Source organism: Ottowia sp. VDI28 (genome assembly GCF_049532675.1).
Taxonomy (GTDB): domain Bacteria; phylum Pseudomonadota; class Gammaproteobacteria; order Burkholderiales; family Burkholderiaceae_C; genus Ottowia.
This window is the reverse complement of the sequence record NZ_CP149820.1, coordinates 1,756,928-1,770,980: the sequence shown is the minus strand read 5'-3', so window position 1 is coordinate 1,770,980 and position 14,053 is coordinate 1,756,928. Positions and strand designations below refer to the sequence as shown.

At 64.0% G+C, this 14,053-nt stretch carries 13 protein-coding genes and 1 pseudogene; 4 read left to right on the top strand and 10 right to left on the bottom strand.

Annotation, left to right across the window (positions count from 1 at the left end):
- Positions 1-28: 28 nt before the first annotated feature.
- Entirely contained in the window at positions 29-997 is a 969-nt protein-coding gene (locus tag WJU18_RS08340) for a TAXI family TRAP transporter solute-binding subunit (protein ID WP_423459632.1), read from the top strand.
- Positions 998-1,026: 29 nt separating this feature from the next.
- A complete protein-coding gene (locus WJU18_RS08335) occupies positions 1,027-2,034 on the top strand; it encodes a Bug family tripartite tricarboxylate transporter substrate binding protein (RefSeq protein ID WP_423459631.1) in 1,008 nt (335 codons plus the stop codon).
- Positions 2,035-2,063: 29 nt separating this feature from the next.
- Here WJU18_RS08335 and WJU18_RS08330 read toward each other — a convergent pair whose 3' ends face one another.
- Positions 2,064-3,983, bottom strand: a complete 1,920-nt coding sequence (locus WJU18_RS08330) for an MFS transporter (RefSeq protein WP_423459630.1) — start codon at positions 3,981-3,983, stop codon at positions 2,064-2,066.
- Positions 3,984-4,004: 21 nt separating this feature from the next.
- Complete coding sequence (locus WJU18_RS08325; protein WP_423459629.1) at positions 4,005-4,817, bottom strand: hypothetical protein; 813 nt, start codon at positions 4,815-4,817, stop codon at positions 4,005-4,007.
- A gap of 142 nt (positions 4,818-4,959) precedes the next feature.
- On the opposite strand from WJU18_RS08325, the gene WJU18_RS08320 reads away from it, so the two are divergent.
- Positions 4,960-5,691, top strand: coding sequence for a helix-turn-helix domain-containing protein (locus WJU18_RS08320; protein WP_423459628.1), 732 nt, complete (start codon positions 4,960-4,962; stop codon positions 5,689-5,691).
- A gap of 32 nt (positions 5,692-5,723) precedes the next feature.
- On the opposite strand, the gene WJU18_RS08315 is transcribed toward WJU18_RS08320, so the two are convergent.
- The 7 genes from WJU18_RS08315 to WJU18_RS08285 form a co-directional block, all read right to left on the bottom strand.
- Positions 5,724-6,695 carry an NAD(P)H-dependent flavin oxidoreductase gene (locus tag WJU18_RS08315; protein ID WP_423459627.1) on the bottom strand — a complete coding sequence of 324 codons (972 nt, stop codon included), beginning with the start codon at positions 6,693-6,695 and terminating at the stop codon, positions 5,724-5,726.
- Between the two features lie 89 nt (positions 6,696-6,784).
- Positions 6,785-8,047 (bottom strand): FIST signal transduction protein, encoded by a 1,263-nt coding sequence (locus WJU18_RS08310; protein WP_423459626.1) that lies wholly within the window; start codon positions 8,045-8,047, stop codon positions 6,785-6,787.
- A 20-nt stretch (positions 8,048-8,067) separates the two neighbouring features.
- On the bottom strand, positions 8,068-8,955 hold the full coding sequence (locus WJU18_RS08305) for a PhaM family polyhydroxyalkanoate granule multifunctional regulatory protein (RefSeq protein WP_423459625.1): 888 nt from the start codon (positions 8,953-8,955) through the stop codon (positions 8,068-8,070).
- Between the two features lie 91 nt (positions 8,956-9,046).
- Positions 9,047-9,517 carry a copper chaperone PCu(A)C gene (locus WJU18_RS08300; RefSeq protein WP_423459624.1) on the bottom strand — a complete coding sequence of 157 codons (471 nt, stop codon included), beginning with the start codon at positions 9,515-9,517 and terminating at the stop codon, positions 9,047-9,049.
- A gap of 34 nt (positions 9,518-9,551) precedes the next feature.
- Positions 9,552-10,067 (bottom strand): YcnI family protein, encoded by a 516-nt coding sequence (locus WJU18_RS08295; protein ID WP_423459623.1) that lies wholly within the window; start codon positions 10,065-10,067, stop codon positions 9,552-9,554.
- Between the two features lie 148 nt (positions 10,068-10,215).
- Positions 10,216-10,581 carry a DUF2946 family protein gene (locus WJU18_RS08290; RefSeq protein WP_423459622.1) on the bottom strand — a complete coding sequence of 122 codons (366 nt, stop codon included), beginning with the start codon at positions 10,579-10,581 and terminating at the stop codon, positions 10,216-10,218.
- Between the two features lie 320 nt (positions 10,582-10,901).
- A complete protein-coding gene (locus WJU18_RS08285) occupies positions 10,902-11,711 on the bottom strand; it encodes an enoyl-CoA hydratase/isomerase family protein (protein WP_423459621.1) in 810 nt (269 codons plus the stop codon).
- Positions 11,712-11,885: 174 nt separating this feature from the next.
- On the opposite strand from WJU18_RS08285, the pseudogene WJU18_RS08280 reads away from it, so the two are divergent.
- A pseudogene (locus WJU18_RS08280) lies at positions 11,886-13,094 on the top strand (MFS transporter); the annotation flags it as partial.
- 45 nt (positions 13,095-13,139) lie between these two features.
- On the opposite strand, the gene WJU18_RS08275 reads toward WJU18_RS08280, so the two are convergent.
- Entirely contained in the window at positions 13,140-13,976 is an 837-nt protein-coding gene (locus WJU18_RS08275; protein WP_423459620.1) for a DMT family transporter, read from the bottom strand.
- Positions 13,977-14,053 lie beyond the last annotated feature (77 nt).

The window sequence follows — 14,053 nt, the reverse complement described above, 5'->3', positions numbered from 1 at the left end:
TTTGCTTCAACATCAACAGGAGACACGCATGACCACGAACAAGGGCCCCCGACTGAACCTCACGATGGTGGGAGACTGGGGAACCGCCAACTTCCATACCATCTGGGGTTGGGTCTCGGCACACCTCCGCTGGCGCTCGGCGCCGCTCTCCCGCTTTAACGTTCGCATAGGCAGCGCCTACCGGGACAGCGTTGAACTGGTCGGCATGGGCGAGGCTGACTTGTCTGTGACCACGCCTACGCATATCGGCGTGCGCTGGGCGCGGGAGGGAAAGCATTTCTATGCGGGCCGCGCGTTTCCCAACCTCCGCACGCTGGGACACCTGCCGCAGGATGACCGCCTCACGCTGGCGGTTCGCGCCGACACGGGCGTGGCCTCGTTCGCGGATATCCGTGAGAAAAAGCCCGTATTGCATATCGCCATGCCACCGCGTGCGGACGACTGCCTCTGCAGCTACGTGATCGACCTGATTTTCCGGGCGCACGGCATCGAGCCCGAAGACATCGTCCGCTGGGGCGGCTCCTACTGGGAACATGAGAATCCGCGTGCCACCCTGAAGGCCGCGCAGGAAGGCCGCTGCAATGCGGTGTTCAACGAAGCGATCATGGTGTCCAACTGGAGCGATCTGGTGGCCCAGCATCCCATGCGCTTCATACCTATCGAACCCGGCGCCATGCGCGTGCTGGAGCAGCAGTACGGGCTGAAGCCCGCCGTGCTGGAAAAGGGCCGGTTGCGCAACGAGCAGGATGTGGCCTGCCTGGACTGGTCCAACTGGGCCGTCATGTGCCGGGACGACATGCCCGAGGAAACCGCTTACCGGGTCACCGCCGTCATGGTGGAAGAGCGTGCCGAATTTGAAGCTCGCTTTCGCCACATGCCGGTGCACCAGAGCCCCTTGACCTATCCGATCGATCCAAGGCGCATGCCCACGGGAGTGGACTTGCCGCTGCACCCTGGCGCCGAACGCTACTACCGCGAGCACGGCTACCTCGCTTGATCACAGGCACTGAAGCAAAGGAGTTTCTCGTGGATCATCCCCTCTTCCCTCCGCTCCCCGAGCCCGTTGACCGCCGCGGCCTATTGCGCATTGCTGCGGCCGCCGGCCTGGCCGCCATGGCACCCGCCGCTTACGCCCAGAAGGACTACCCTGCACGCCCCGTCACGATCACCGTCCCCTTCGGGCCAGGCAACGCCTACGACACCATGGCGCGCTATCTGGCTGACCGGTTGCGCGAAGCCATGGGCCAGGCCTTTGTGGTCGAAGCACGCCAAGGTGCGCTTGGCGGCGTAGCGGCCTCCTATGTCGCCCGCGCCCGCCCGGACGGGTATACGCTGCTGTTCGGTGCCAACTCCACCCATGCAGCCAATGTTCACCTGTTCAAGAAACTGAGCTATGACCCCGTGGCCGACTTCGCCCCTGTCGCCACGTTGGCCACGATCCCTCAGGTCTTGCTGGTGGCCCCAAGCCTGCAGGTCAACACGGTGCAGGAATTGATCGCACTGGCCCGCCAGCGCGCCGGGCAATTGAACTACGGCAGTTCCAGCGCCACGGGCAGAATCGCTTCGGAAGCCTTTCGCCAGCAGGCCCGGTTCGAGGCCGTGCACATTCCCTACAAGACCTCTGGCCAAGCGATCACGGATCTCATCGGCGGGCAGTTGCACTTTCTCATCACGGACGCCGGCCTGGGCATCGCTCAGGCGCAAGCAGGGCGGCTGAAGGCGCTCGGCCTGACTTCCGCCAAACGGGTACCCGCCGCGCCCAACATTCCCACAATCGCCGAATCAGGCTTGCCTGACTTCGAGTTCACTGCGTGGTTGGCCATCTTTGCGCCCGCGCAAACACCCCAGCCCATCGTGAATCAGCTGTCTGAGCAAATTACGGCGATCGTGCGCGCTCCCGCCATGCAAGAGCAGCTTGCCAGCCTTTATGCACTACCCTTTCCTGGCTCACCGAGCGAGCTACGCGATCTCGTGAAGCGAGACACCGCGCGCTGGGGCGCCCTGGCGAAGGCCGCGGGCATCGAACCGGAGTGAATCGGGCAGGGGGTCAGCTTCCTGGAAACTCAGGGCGCCAGCAAGCTGCCCACACTCGCCTGCAAACCTTGAGGTGATACCTCCGACGAGGGTATCGCCTCACCGATGTTCAAGCCCACCCGGCTGAAGAAGCCCCGGCGGAAGGGCCTGGTCATGGCACCGTCCTTCTCTATGCGGCTGAAGAACGAGCCCCAGAGATTGGTCAGCGCCATGGGAATGACAGGCACCGTCAGTTGATCGGCCTCCGCCTGTTCCAGGATTTTCATCACGCCCGCCCTGAAAGGCTGCAACTTGCCATCCGCAGTGATCCCGCCCTCAGGAAAGATGCCAAGCAGTTCGCCCTCCCGCAGCACGAGAGCAGCTTCCTCGAAGGCGCGTTGGTATGTCACCGGATCATCCTTTTGCGAGGCAATGGGAATACAACGGGCCAGCCTGAACAGCCAACCCAGCACCGGGATCCTGAAAATGCGGTGATCCATCAGGAAGCGGATCGGACGGGGGCTTGCAGCCATCAAGAGGATCGCGTCGACGAAGCTCACATGGTTGGCCGCCAGCACGGCAGGACCTTGCAAGGGAATATTCGCGCTGCCCTTGACCACATAGCGGTATACGAGACGCGAAGCGCCCCAGGCGATGAAACGCAGCAGATATTCCGGCACCAGCAGGAAGATATAGAGCGCCACCACCGCGTTGGCCACGCCTACGAAAAGGAATATCTGCGAGATGCTGAATCCGGATTCGAGCAAGGCGCCCGCGACCAACGCGCTGCCGATCATGAACAACGCGTTCAGGATGTTGTTGGCGGCGATGATGCGGGCCCGGTGCGTGGGCGCGCTGCGCAACTGGATCAGCGCGTACATCGGCACGCTGTAAAGGCCCGCGAACAAGCTGAGCAGCACCAGATCGGCCATGACGCGCCAATGGCCCGGCAGTGACACGAAGCTGCCCAAGGTGTACTGGGCGGCAGACGGCAGCCCCTGCAGAGCGAAGTACAGATCGACGGTGAAAACCGTCATGCCAAGGGCACCGAGCGGTACCAGGCCGATCTCGACATGGCGGTGCGACAGCTTTTCGCACAGGAGCGAGCCCACCCCGATCCCGATCGAAAACAACACCAGCAGCAGCGAAGCCACTTGCTCGTTGCCGTGCAGCACCTCCTTGGCAAAGGCCGGAAAGTTGCTCAGGAAGACCGCGCCGAAAAACCACATCCACGAGATGCCCAGCATGGAGCGGAACACGACGATGTTGCTTCGCGCCAGCTTCAGGTTGCGCCAGGTTTCGCTGACAGGATTCCAGTTGATCGCAAGGCCGGGGTCGGTCGCGGGCGCGGGCGGAATGAACTGAGCGGCCAGGCGGCCAGTCAGCGCCAGGACGAGGCAAGCCACCGCCACCGTGGCGTGCCCGATTCCGTGGACCGCCACCAGCAGGCCACCGACCACGTTGCCCAGCAGGATGGCCACGAAAGTGCCCATCTCCAGCATGCCGTTGCCGCCGGTCAGTTCGCGCTCATCCAAGGCCTGCGGCAGGTAAGCAAACTTCACCGGCCCGAAGAGCGTGGAGTGCACGCCCATCAGGAACACGCAGAGCAGCAGGACCACCACATTGCCGCCCACGAAAGCCCAGGCGGCCAATGCCATGATGCCGATCTCCAGGTTCTTGACGAAGCGGATCAGGGCGGTTTTCTCGAATTTGTCGGCCAGTTGCCCGCTGGAAGCCGAAAGCAGGAGAAAGGGCAGGATGAACAGCGCTCCGATGACCATGCCCGCGGTGGCTGGCGGCAACCAGCCCACGCTGAGCTGGTAGGTCACCATGACGGTGAAGGCGAACTTGAAAAGATTGTCGTTGGCCGCGCCGGCGAATTGAGTCCAGAAGAAAGGAGCGAAGCGGCGTTGCCGGAGCAGCGCGAACTGGTTCGGCGCCTGGGCGCCTTGAGCAGGATCGGTGTTCATGTTCTAGTTCTGGCTCTGGTTTTAGTTCTGTGCGCCTATTTTGCGTGATTCAAAGGCTTGCCCGCACGGGATCATCCGCCAGAACGTCACAGCCATCGGCCACAATGCCGCCGCGGCCACCAGGTGTTTGGCGCTGTGGCCTGAAATGAATCCTTGCGTGAGCGCCAGCACGGGCGCGTCAGCCAGTTCCAGCAGCTTGGCGAGGACATACAGCCCCAGGATGGGCCACAGCGCCACGCGTACTGCCTCCGCCCTGAGCGGACGCAGGGCGAGCACCAGCAACAGCATGAGGCCACCGCCCTGCAGCACGATCCAGGGCGTCATGTTGGCCGTCAGCAGATCCCATAGAGCCGCAAGCGGTGCCATCGCGCCCACGCCACAGGCCAGCAGCCACCCTGCCCGGTCGCTTACCCGGCTGGCTGCCGCCAGGCCCAACACGCCGGTGAAGACCAGCACCATGCCCAGCCGGTCCAACGCCAAACCGCCCGCATCAGGCCAGAGGTGGTAGATGGACGAACAGAATGCCGTCGCCAGCAAGCCTATGCTGGTCAGGTAAGCCAATGAGCGCTGCGTGGCCGACAAACGCTCACGCGCACGCCATGCAGCCCGGAACAGGAAAGCCCCGACGGCCGCGAAAGGCAGGTTGGTGAGGACATCCATGGCATGCGGCAGGCCCAACAAGCCGCGTTGATCCGCGAATGCGTGATACCCATCCGGCAGCATCACGGGTGGCAACCACGCCGCAGCCAGCATGGCCAGCAGGACAAATGCGGCAAGTCCCCATTCAGCGGCTTTTGGAGACAGGCCTGGATGGGTCTGGATAGCGGATGTCATGGATGACAAGGTGGTTCCTGGTAGTGAAAACAGGCGAAATCTAGCCACCGCCAGGGAAGGGGCAGCCAGATTTGCAACTTCGTTCGTTTGCACTACCCTTTTGGTATCGTATAAAGATACCCAGCACATCATCAGAGATCAAATGAGCACCACGGCAGACCTTATCTCCGCCTTGAAGAAAGAGCTGAAATCAGCCCAGATGACCTATGCGGACTTGGCTCAGGCCCTGGACATGGCCGAATCCAGCGTGAAACGCATGCTGGCCAAGGGCGACATGCCGCTTTCGCGCATCGACGCCATCTGCCGCGCACTGAAGCTCGATTTCGCCGAGCTCGCGCGCCGCGTGGCCGATGCCCAGCCGCTGCTTCGGGAGTTGACGGCTGAGCAGGAGCGCTTCGTGGTGCACGATGAAAAGCTGCTGCTGGTGGCCATCAATGTGCTGAGCCAGTGGACGCTGGAGCAGATGACCGCCACGTACCGCCTGACCGAAGCAGAAGTGGTCAGGTACCTGGTGCAGCTGGATCGCATCGGCATCATCGAGCTCAAGCCTCTCAACCGCTACCGCCTCAAGGTAGCCAAGACCTTCCGCTGGCGGCCGCATGGACCGGTGATGCAGTATTTCAGAGAAAACGTGCTGCTCGACTATTTTGCCGGCGGCTTCGATGGCCCTGCCGAAGGCTTGCAGCTGGTGCACGGCAGCATCAGCCCTGCCCTGGCCCCTTCTTTCCTGGAGCGCCTGCAGCGCGTGGCGCAGGACTTCGCCCAGCAGCACCAGACGGATCAGAAGATGAAAAGCAGCGATCGCAAGGGTTATACGCTGCTGCTGTGCATGCGCGCGTGGGAGTTCGCGGCATTTGAACGGTTGAGGCGCTAGTTAAAAGCGTTAAAGACGTTAAAGGCGTTGAATTACGAGGTGGACTGGCACATCGCCGCGCCGGCGCTCAATATGCGCTCGGCATCGGCTGAGATGCGCTGGACGATTTCACCGGCCGGCTCCACTGACTTGATCAGATCGATGGCCTCGCCAGCCCATACCATGGCGGTCTCGAAATCCTCATCTTGCTGCGCCAGCTTGAAGCGCCTGGATTCAGTGGGCACCGCGTCGGCCAGTGCCGGCTCCTGCCCCTGCCATTGGGCCATGAACTGGTTGCGCAACGCCCGCCCGGTATAGGGCTTCGGCCAGGAAAAGCCGCGCACGATGTCGAAGACGGTGGTGCGCTCGGTCTCCTCGCCGCTGCCGTTGGCAATGCTCGCCTTCGCGCGGGACGAACCCAACGCTTCATGGCTGGCGTAAAACCGCGTCCCGATAAGAGCCCCCTGCGCCCCCAGCATCAGTGCGGCCGCCAAGCCACGGCCATCGGCGATACCACCGGCAGCCAGCACCGGCACCGGCCCTACCGCGTCCACCACGGCGGGCACCAGCGCCAGGGTGGAACGTGTGCTGCCATGGCCGCCCGCTTCAGTCCCTTGGGCCACGATGAGGTCAGCCCCTGCTTCCCGCGCCAGCAAGGCACTGGCCAGGTCCTGCACCTGGCAGATCAGCTTGCAGCCCGCCGCCTTGACCAGCGCGCCATGCGGACGCGGATCACCAAACGAGAGCATCACCGCCTGCGGTTGTTCGGCCAGAATCTGTTGCACGACCTCGGGCCCGACCGCCCAGGTGATCACCCCAGCGCCCCACGGTGCGGTGGTGGAGCGCCGCACGATGGCCAGCTCGGCACGCAGCCAGTCAGGATCGCCATAGCCGCCGCCCACCAGGCCGAGCCCGCCCGCATTGGAGACCGCAGCCGCCAGGGCACCGCCCGAGACCCCGCCCATGGGCCCCAGCACAATGGGGTGCTTCAAATTGAACAGGCGAGTCAGTGCAGTCGCGATCATGGCGGGATCCTCTTGAGCGTGCCGCGATTATCGCGACAACCTTGTTGGCTCGGCCTTGGACGACTCTTATAAGGGCTACAGCAGCAGGGTCAAGCGGTGTTGGTGAATACCGTCAATACGCCGGTATATCCGTAGACATGGTGCCGGGCAATCTCGCCGCCGGCGAAGAAACCCACCAGCGGCACATCGCCGAGCGCGCGCCGAACGGCCTGAAGTTCGGCGCTGGGGGCGCCGAAATGCGGCCCGCCCCGGCCGGTACAACTCACGTAGACGGCGCCTGCAATGCGGCGGGCAGGATGCGGCGCGGCGTCTTCGTAGGAAGCTGCCAACTCGGCAGCCGTGGTCTGCGGGAGTTCTTCGGGTTCCAGTTCTTCGCGGATCTCGGCGCAGATGCGGACCAGATCAGCCCGTGCGGCTTCCGCATTGCGTTGGCAAAAGGCGGCACGCTGGCCGAGGTGCACCTTTTCGGCCACGGCCACCCCACGCCGGCCGGGGTCGAGGCCGATGATGTGGCGCACCACCACATCGGCACCAAAATTTCCTGTACGGCCCACGGACTCTTCACCCGGATTCGACAGGCCCACCAGCGTGCGGCGCACCACGGCCAGCGCTTCGCGCGGCTGATCCATGCTGATGTTCAGATCGCCCAGCAGAACGTCCAGCGCCGGCTTGTCGTCCAGCTTCAGCAGCACGTTGCCATCGGCCTCGGTGACAAGGCGTTCGGGCGCGACAGGCCGGCACCCTTGGGTGATACGGGAAACCAGCGGCACGCCTGCGCCGAAAGCCACACCGGAAAGGCCGCCTGAGAACACGCCGCTGGCCGCCCCCTGGCCCCGCACATTGCCATTGCCGCCCACCGCGAACTGCACAGTCTGGGTACGGCTTGCAGCGATACCTCCGAACAGATAGCCGGTTTCAGTGCCCTCGGCCAATTCGGGGATCAGCTCGGCCAGATCAGGAGTTTGCGCATCCGCGTGCACCAGCGCCGTGTGGGGTTCGAAGCCCAGGTTCGAGGACAGCGGGGCCACCCCGGAGAACACGCGGTATTGATCTCCCGGTAGTTCGCACAGCATCACACTGAGCGCGGGCTCGTCGAAGTATTCCGCATTGTTGGCGGCCACGCCGATACCTACCGTGCCCGCCCAATCGATCACCTCCGGCAATTCGGCGCTCAGGTGGTCCAGAATTTCGCGCGCCTGCCCGGCATAGTGGTCCGTGATGTAAAGCAAGCCCAAAGTGGGTGCGCTGGCGTACTCGGGCAATGCCATCAGGGCACGCAGTTGTGCGAGCACCAGGCCCGCTGCCATGCGCCACTGCGGGTGAGTGGCATGGCCGTGAGGAAATAGTTTCATGACGAGCTGGGAACAACGGCTCACTTCCGCCGGAAAGGCGGCGGCAGCGGCCAGCCTCCGGCCGCGGGCATGGGGGTGGATTTCTTGGCCGCCGGCTTTCGGGAGGCTGATTTACTGGCGGCAGTCTTCCTGGCAGCAGGCGTCTTTGCAGTGGCCTTGGCCGCCGCCTTCTTCCTGGCGGCGGGTGGGCGCGCAGTTTCCTTGGCTGCAGGCGCCTCCTCGGAAGCGCCCGAGGCTTTGACGGCCGATGCCTGGGTGGACGCATCCCGCAAGGCATTGGCGGCAATCTGCTGGAATTGCTGCGTCAGCGCACCCCACCACTGCAGCGGATCAGCCATGCCATTGGCAGGCGGCTCGGGCGAAGCGTCCTTCTTGGCTCTGGTTCGGGACGGCGCCTTGGGTGGCGGGGTTTGCTCAGGCGGCTCGGGCGCCGGTGCGGTTTCAGGCTCCGGCGCGGGTGCTGCCGCAGGCGGCATTGCGCCTGGAGACGGTGCGGTGTTGAAAGGCCAAGGTTGGGCACCTGCGGCCTCACCCGAGGACGCCGCACGGGAAGAAGCGGAAGAGGCGGCGCCCGAGGCGCCCGGCATGGTGAAGGCCTTGGCGACTTCAGCCATGCTCATGTTCATACCGGCCAAGGTGGCCAGCGTCATCTTCTGAACTTCCAGTGCCTGAATGGTGGCCTTGAGCGCGGTGGCGTTCTGCTCGAGCCAGAACAGCACGGCCTTCAATTCCTTGATGCGCTTATCGAGCTCCTCCTCGTTCACCGTGGGAGCTACCCAGCTTCCCAGGCCTGGCAATGGCGAGGCCATGCCTTTGCCAGCAGCGGCCTGGCCGCCCGCGAGGTTTTTCAGAAAGTCAAAACCGGGAATGAATTTGCCGAATGGTAGTACGCCGGGATCTTCATTCATGGCAGCGCCTTTCGAATTCAGAGTGTGTAGACCGCCGCCCCGCCTGGGGCGGCGTGCATACAGCTTAACCTAAATCCTCATATGCGGAGGCTCAATGCTTGTGCCCATGTCCACCGTGTGCCGAGGCGTTCACGGCACGCACCGGCACCGTCAGCTCGGTCTTGCTTTCAGCGCCTTTGGCATCCTTGAAAGTCAAGGTCAACGGCACCGTGGAATCGGCGGCCAGGGGAGCCTTCAAATCGAGCAGCATCACGTGAAAGCCGCCGGGCTTGAGTTCAACCGCCTTGCCAGCAGGCAGATCGAGTTCGGACACGGAACGCATTTTCATCACATCGCCCTGCATGGCCATTTCGTGGATTTCGGCCACACCGGCAGAGGGCGTTGCCACGCCGACCAGGCGCGTGCCTTCCTTGGCTGTCAGGGTCATGAAGGCGCCTGTGGCCTTCTGCCCCGCCACGGACGCGCGCACCCAGGCGTTGTCGATTTTCACGGCCTGTGCAAAGGCTGCGGCGGAGACGGCCATCAATACAAAAGCGGCGAGAGAAGTCTTGAGAGAGCGCATGAGGAATTCCTTGAATCAATAAAACGAAAAAACATCAGTGGTGGTGATGGGCAGGCGCTACCAGCTCGGTGGGGCGCAGCTCCAGCAAGGCTGCCGGCCGCTTGAGCCCGCGCGTGGAAGTGCCCTCGGCCGGGATTTCAGCCCAATCGACGCTGGCCCCACCTTCGCATTGCTGCAGCACCCGAAACCACATCGGACCGGGCTGCTCCGGCAGTTGCAGGCGCATAGCGAATTCGTCGTAGTACTCACTGGGCAGCGAACCGCCACGCCAACTGATCTGCGTGGGCGCGCCCTTGCCCTCCCCCGGTTTCGCCAACTCCAGCGTCCAGCCCGGCTTGGGCATCGGATTGGCGCCCTGAACGCCAGGCGGCATGAACACGGTAAGGGTGGTCGTGGGCGCCTTTTCGCACCCGTGGCCGACACGGAACACTGCTTTGTAATAGCTGCCTGCTTCGGCACTTTTCTGTTCCAGCGTAATGTGTGCGAACGCGCTGGATGCACCCAGAATGGCCATGGCGGCAACGGCGCCGTGGCGGACGAGGGAAAGCATATGGAGCGGCATGGCTCCTCCTGAACTCTTGAAATCAATAGGCATGTCATGACCACCGCGTGCGGCCATGACGGAAAAGCAAAAAAGGCGGCGCCATACGGAGCCCTGCGATGCGATGTTCGCGAAGACTTGCTGGACGATGCCCCGATCAAGAAAGCGAAGGAGGGCCGCGCGCGGGGAGCGGAGCCCCGTGCAGCGCCAGTACCGGCCCCGGGACGCGCAACGTGTTGACGGCGGCCACGCCCGCCGTGGGCAGCGGCAGCGGTGCGAAAGTGCTCGGCGGTGTATTGGCCAGCAGGCAGAGCGCGCAATCGAGCGTATGCGCATGGCCCGCCTGGAGCACCCCGCCACCGGCATCGACCAGCACGGCCCCATCGGCGCTGCACACCAACTGCATGGCGCGCGGCTGCACCAGCGGCGAAGCCGCCGCCACGCCCAGCACCAGCGCGAACCACACCAGCATGAAGCGGGCGATTCGCGAAGGCATCCGTTGGAACAGTGAGCGCGGCGGCATGGGGTAATTATCGTTTACCCGGCGGAGGCGGTTCGGGCAAGCTGCGGAGGGCGCCAAAAGACCCTGAACTACCACGCAAGTCATTTCCAGATAGAGGGCCTCAAGCAGGTACAAGCCCAGGGAGTAATGGAACGGCCGCACTGGATCCCCGCCTCCGCGGGGATGACGGAAAAAACCTCCGCGAAGCACCGTGCGCCAGCACCAGAAGGCTGCGGAGCAAGCCATACGAGGTAGCCGCGGAGCTGGCTTTGCCAGGCCGCTGGCTGCGTCCCCCTCCCGAAGAAAGAGGGGGAAGGCGCGCCAGCGCCTCAGGGGGTTCGTCAGTACCTAGGGGCGCGCCGCTCCCGCAAGGAAGCGATGCCCTCATGCACGTCAGGCCCGCCAAAGCCCATGAATTCCAGTGCCAGCGAGGTGTCGAAGCTCGGCCCGGCCTGGCGGTACCAGTTGTTGAGGGAGTATTTGGTCCAGCGGATGGCGGTCTGGCTGCCGGCGGCCAGTTTGTCGGCCACTTCGTAGGCTTTCTCGAGCAGTTTGTCGTCATCGACGGCCAATGACACCAGGCCGATGCGCTCAGCTTCCTCACCGTTGATCGCCTCGCACAGCATGAGGTAGTACTTGGCCTTGGCCATGCCGCACAGCAACGGCCAGCAGATGGCAGCGTGGTCACCGGCGGCCACGCCCAAGCGCGTATGGCCGTCCACGATCTTCGCGGTTTTGGCGGCAATGGACACATCGGCCAGCAGCCCCGCCACAAGCCCGGCGCCCACCGCCGGACCATGCATGGCGCTAACGATGGGTTTCTCGCAGTTGATGACGTTGTAGACCAGATCGCGCGCCTCTTTCAGCACGCGTGTGCGCACGGCGAAATCGCTCGCCATGTCCTGCACGAGGGAAAGATCACCGCCGCCGGAGAACCCCATGCCTTCGCCGCGCAGCACCACGGCGCGCACGGTCTCATCCTTGTCGAGGTCACGCCAGATTTCGCTCAACTCCCAGTGGCCTTCGTGGCCGGCCGTGGGCAGCTTGCCGTTCTGGGCTTTCATCTGCAGATCAATGATCGCGCCCTCCTGGCCACGGCGGGTGATGTTGAAAGTCTGATAGCGGCTGTAATCGATGGCGGGGGCGCTCATGCGGTGTTCCTCGGTTTTGGCAAATACCCAGATGGTAGCGGCCCCGTGGACACGTCGGGTATGCAGGGCGCGGCCCCGCTTATCCCGCGTCCGCGCGACAATCCCGCGCAAACCAATTTCCTGTAGACCACGCCTTCCGGCAGCTCGCCCCAAGGCCGCGGCCTGTTTGCGCGCATGCCTTCTCCCGATACGCCCCCCTCGAGCCCATCCACAGATTTTTCCCTCTGGAAGATCGCCATTCCCGCGTTCGGTCCCTCGCTGCTGTTCGGAGTGGGTGAAGGCGCCATCCTGCCGATCATTCCGCTCACCGCGCGCGATCTGGGCGCCTCGGTGCCCGAGGCCGCGCTGATGGTGGGGCTGCTCAGCATCGGCTCACTGCTCAGCAACGTTCCCGCCTCTTTGATCACCATGCGTTGGGGCGAGCGCTGGGCCATCGTGGCTGCGGGCCTCTGGAGTGTCCTGGGCATGCTGCTGTGCTTCAACACCACGCACCTGGGTCTTTTCGGGGCGGGCTGCTTCATGGTGGGGATGTCTCAGGCGGTCTACAACCTGGCCCGCCAGAGCTATCTCACCGAGGCCGTGCCTGTCGCTTACCGTGCGAGGGCGCTTTCGACGCTGGGGGGCGTGATGCGCATCGGCATGTTCGCCGGCCCTTTCCTGGCTGCGGGCGCCGTGCATGCTTTCGGCCTGAGCGCCGCCTACGTCATCGGGATCGTGGCAGCCGCGGCTGCGGCGTCCATCGCGATACGCATCCCGGACCTGGAAACACCACCGCTACCCCCAGGGCAAGCCGCACCAGCCACTGTCACGATGCGCTCCACGCTGAAAGACCATTGGCGCGTGTTCCTCACCTTGGGTATCGGCGTTGTGCTGGTCAGCGCCGTACGCGCTTCGCGGCAGGCGGTCATTCCACTGTGGGCGGAGCATCTGGCTCTGACGCCCGCGGCGGCCTCCATGATCTACGGGCTGGCCGGCGGCATTGACATGCTGGTGTTTTATCCCGCCGGCAAGGTCATGGACCAGCGGGGCAGACGCGCGGTGGCGGTACCGTCCATGGTCATCATGGGGGTCGCGCTCCTGCTGATGCCCCTGACTTCGGGCTTCTGGTCGCTGCTGCTGGCTTCACTGGCCATCGGCTTTGGTAATGGCATCGGCTCGGGCATGATCATGACGCTGGGTGCCGATCATTCGCCGAGGCATGGCCGTGCTCATTTTCTGGGGGTATGGCGGCTGATGGCCGACATTGGCGCCTCTAGCGGACCGGCGCTGCTGTCCCTGCTGGCCGGCGGCTTTTCGCTGGCCGCAGGGATCGCCATGACCGGAGGCCTTGCCTTCGTGGCCGCGGCTGTGCTGGGGCACTGGATCCCCAAGAAGGTCCAGCCCCCTCCCCCAGTTGAACGTCAGCTAGACACTAAGAACATGTTCGCCCTAGCGCGGGCGCGAACGGAAGACCAGCGCCAACCCGAGCAAGATGGTAGCCAGGCCCGCCAGGCTGGCGGGCGCCATGCGGTTGCCCAGCAGCAACCAATCCAGCAACGCCGTGCCCCCAGGCACGAGGTAGAACAGACTGGTGACGTTGACCAGGTTGCCGGCATGGATCAAGCGGTACAGCAGGAGCGTGGCTCCCACCGAGATCACCAGCCCCAGCCAGACGACCGGCACCACCAGGCCCGCGCTCCAATCCAGATGCAGCGGCTGCAAAGGCAGCAGAAGCAGGCAAAGCAGCAGGCTGAGGGCATATTGCAAAGGCAATGCCCGGCTGGGCGGTTCACTGACGCGTTTTTGCAGCAGTGTGCCCGCGGTCATGCACACCAGTGCCAGCAGCGCAAAGCCAAAACCGCTGACCGATAGGCGCGCACGCAACAGGCTATCGGCCACCACCAGGCTAAGGCCCGCCAAAGCGACGATCAAGCCCACTAGACGCTGCGAAGAAAAGCGCCGCTCCTGCACCAGCAGCGTGAGAATCGGCTGCACCCCAAGGACCGTGGCCAGCACGCCTGGCGTCAGGCCCTGCTGCAAGGCGAGGAAGTAAAAGCAGGAGTAGCCGCCAATCATCAGCAGGCCAGCGCCCGCCACCGAAAGCCGGGCACCCGGTGCGGGCAACCACACCCGCTCGCGCCAACCCAGCGCCCATAAGGCGGCCAAGGCGAGCGTGAAGCGCAACGCGAGAAGAACAAAAGCGGAGGCATGGTCCAAGCCCCAACGCGAAAAAATGGCGCCGCTGCTCCAAAGCAGCACAAACAGCGCCGTTGGCCATGTATGCATGAATCACCTGTCTGGAAAAATAAAGGCACGCTCCTGCCTGCGTTTCAAAAAACGCAAAAGGCGGAGGTAAGGAAGGG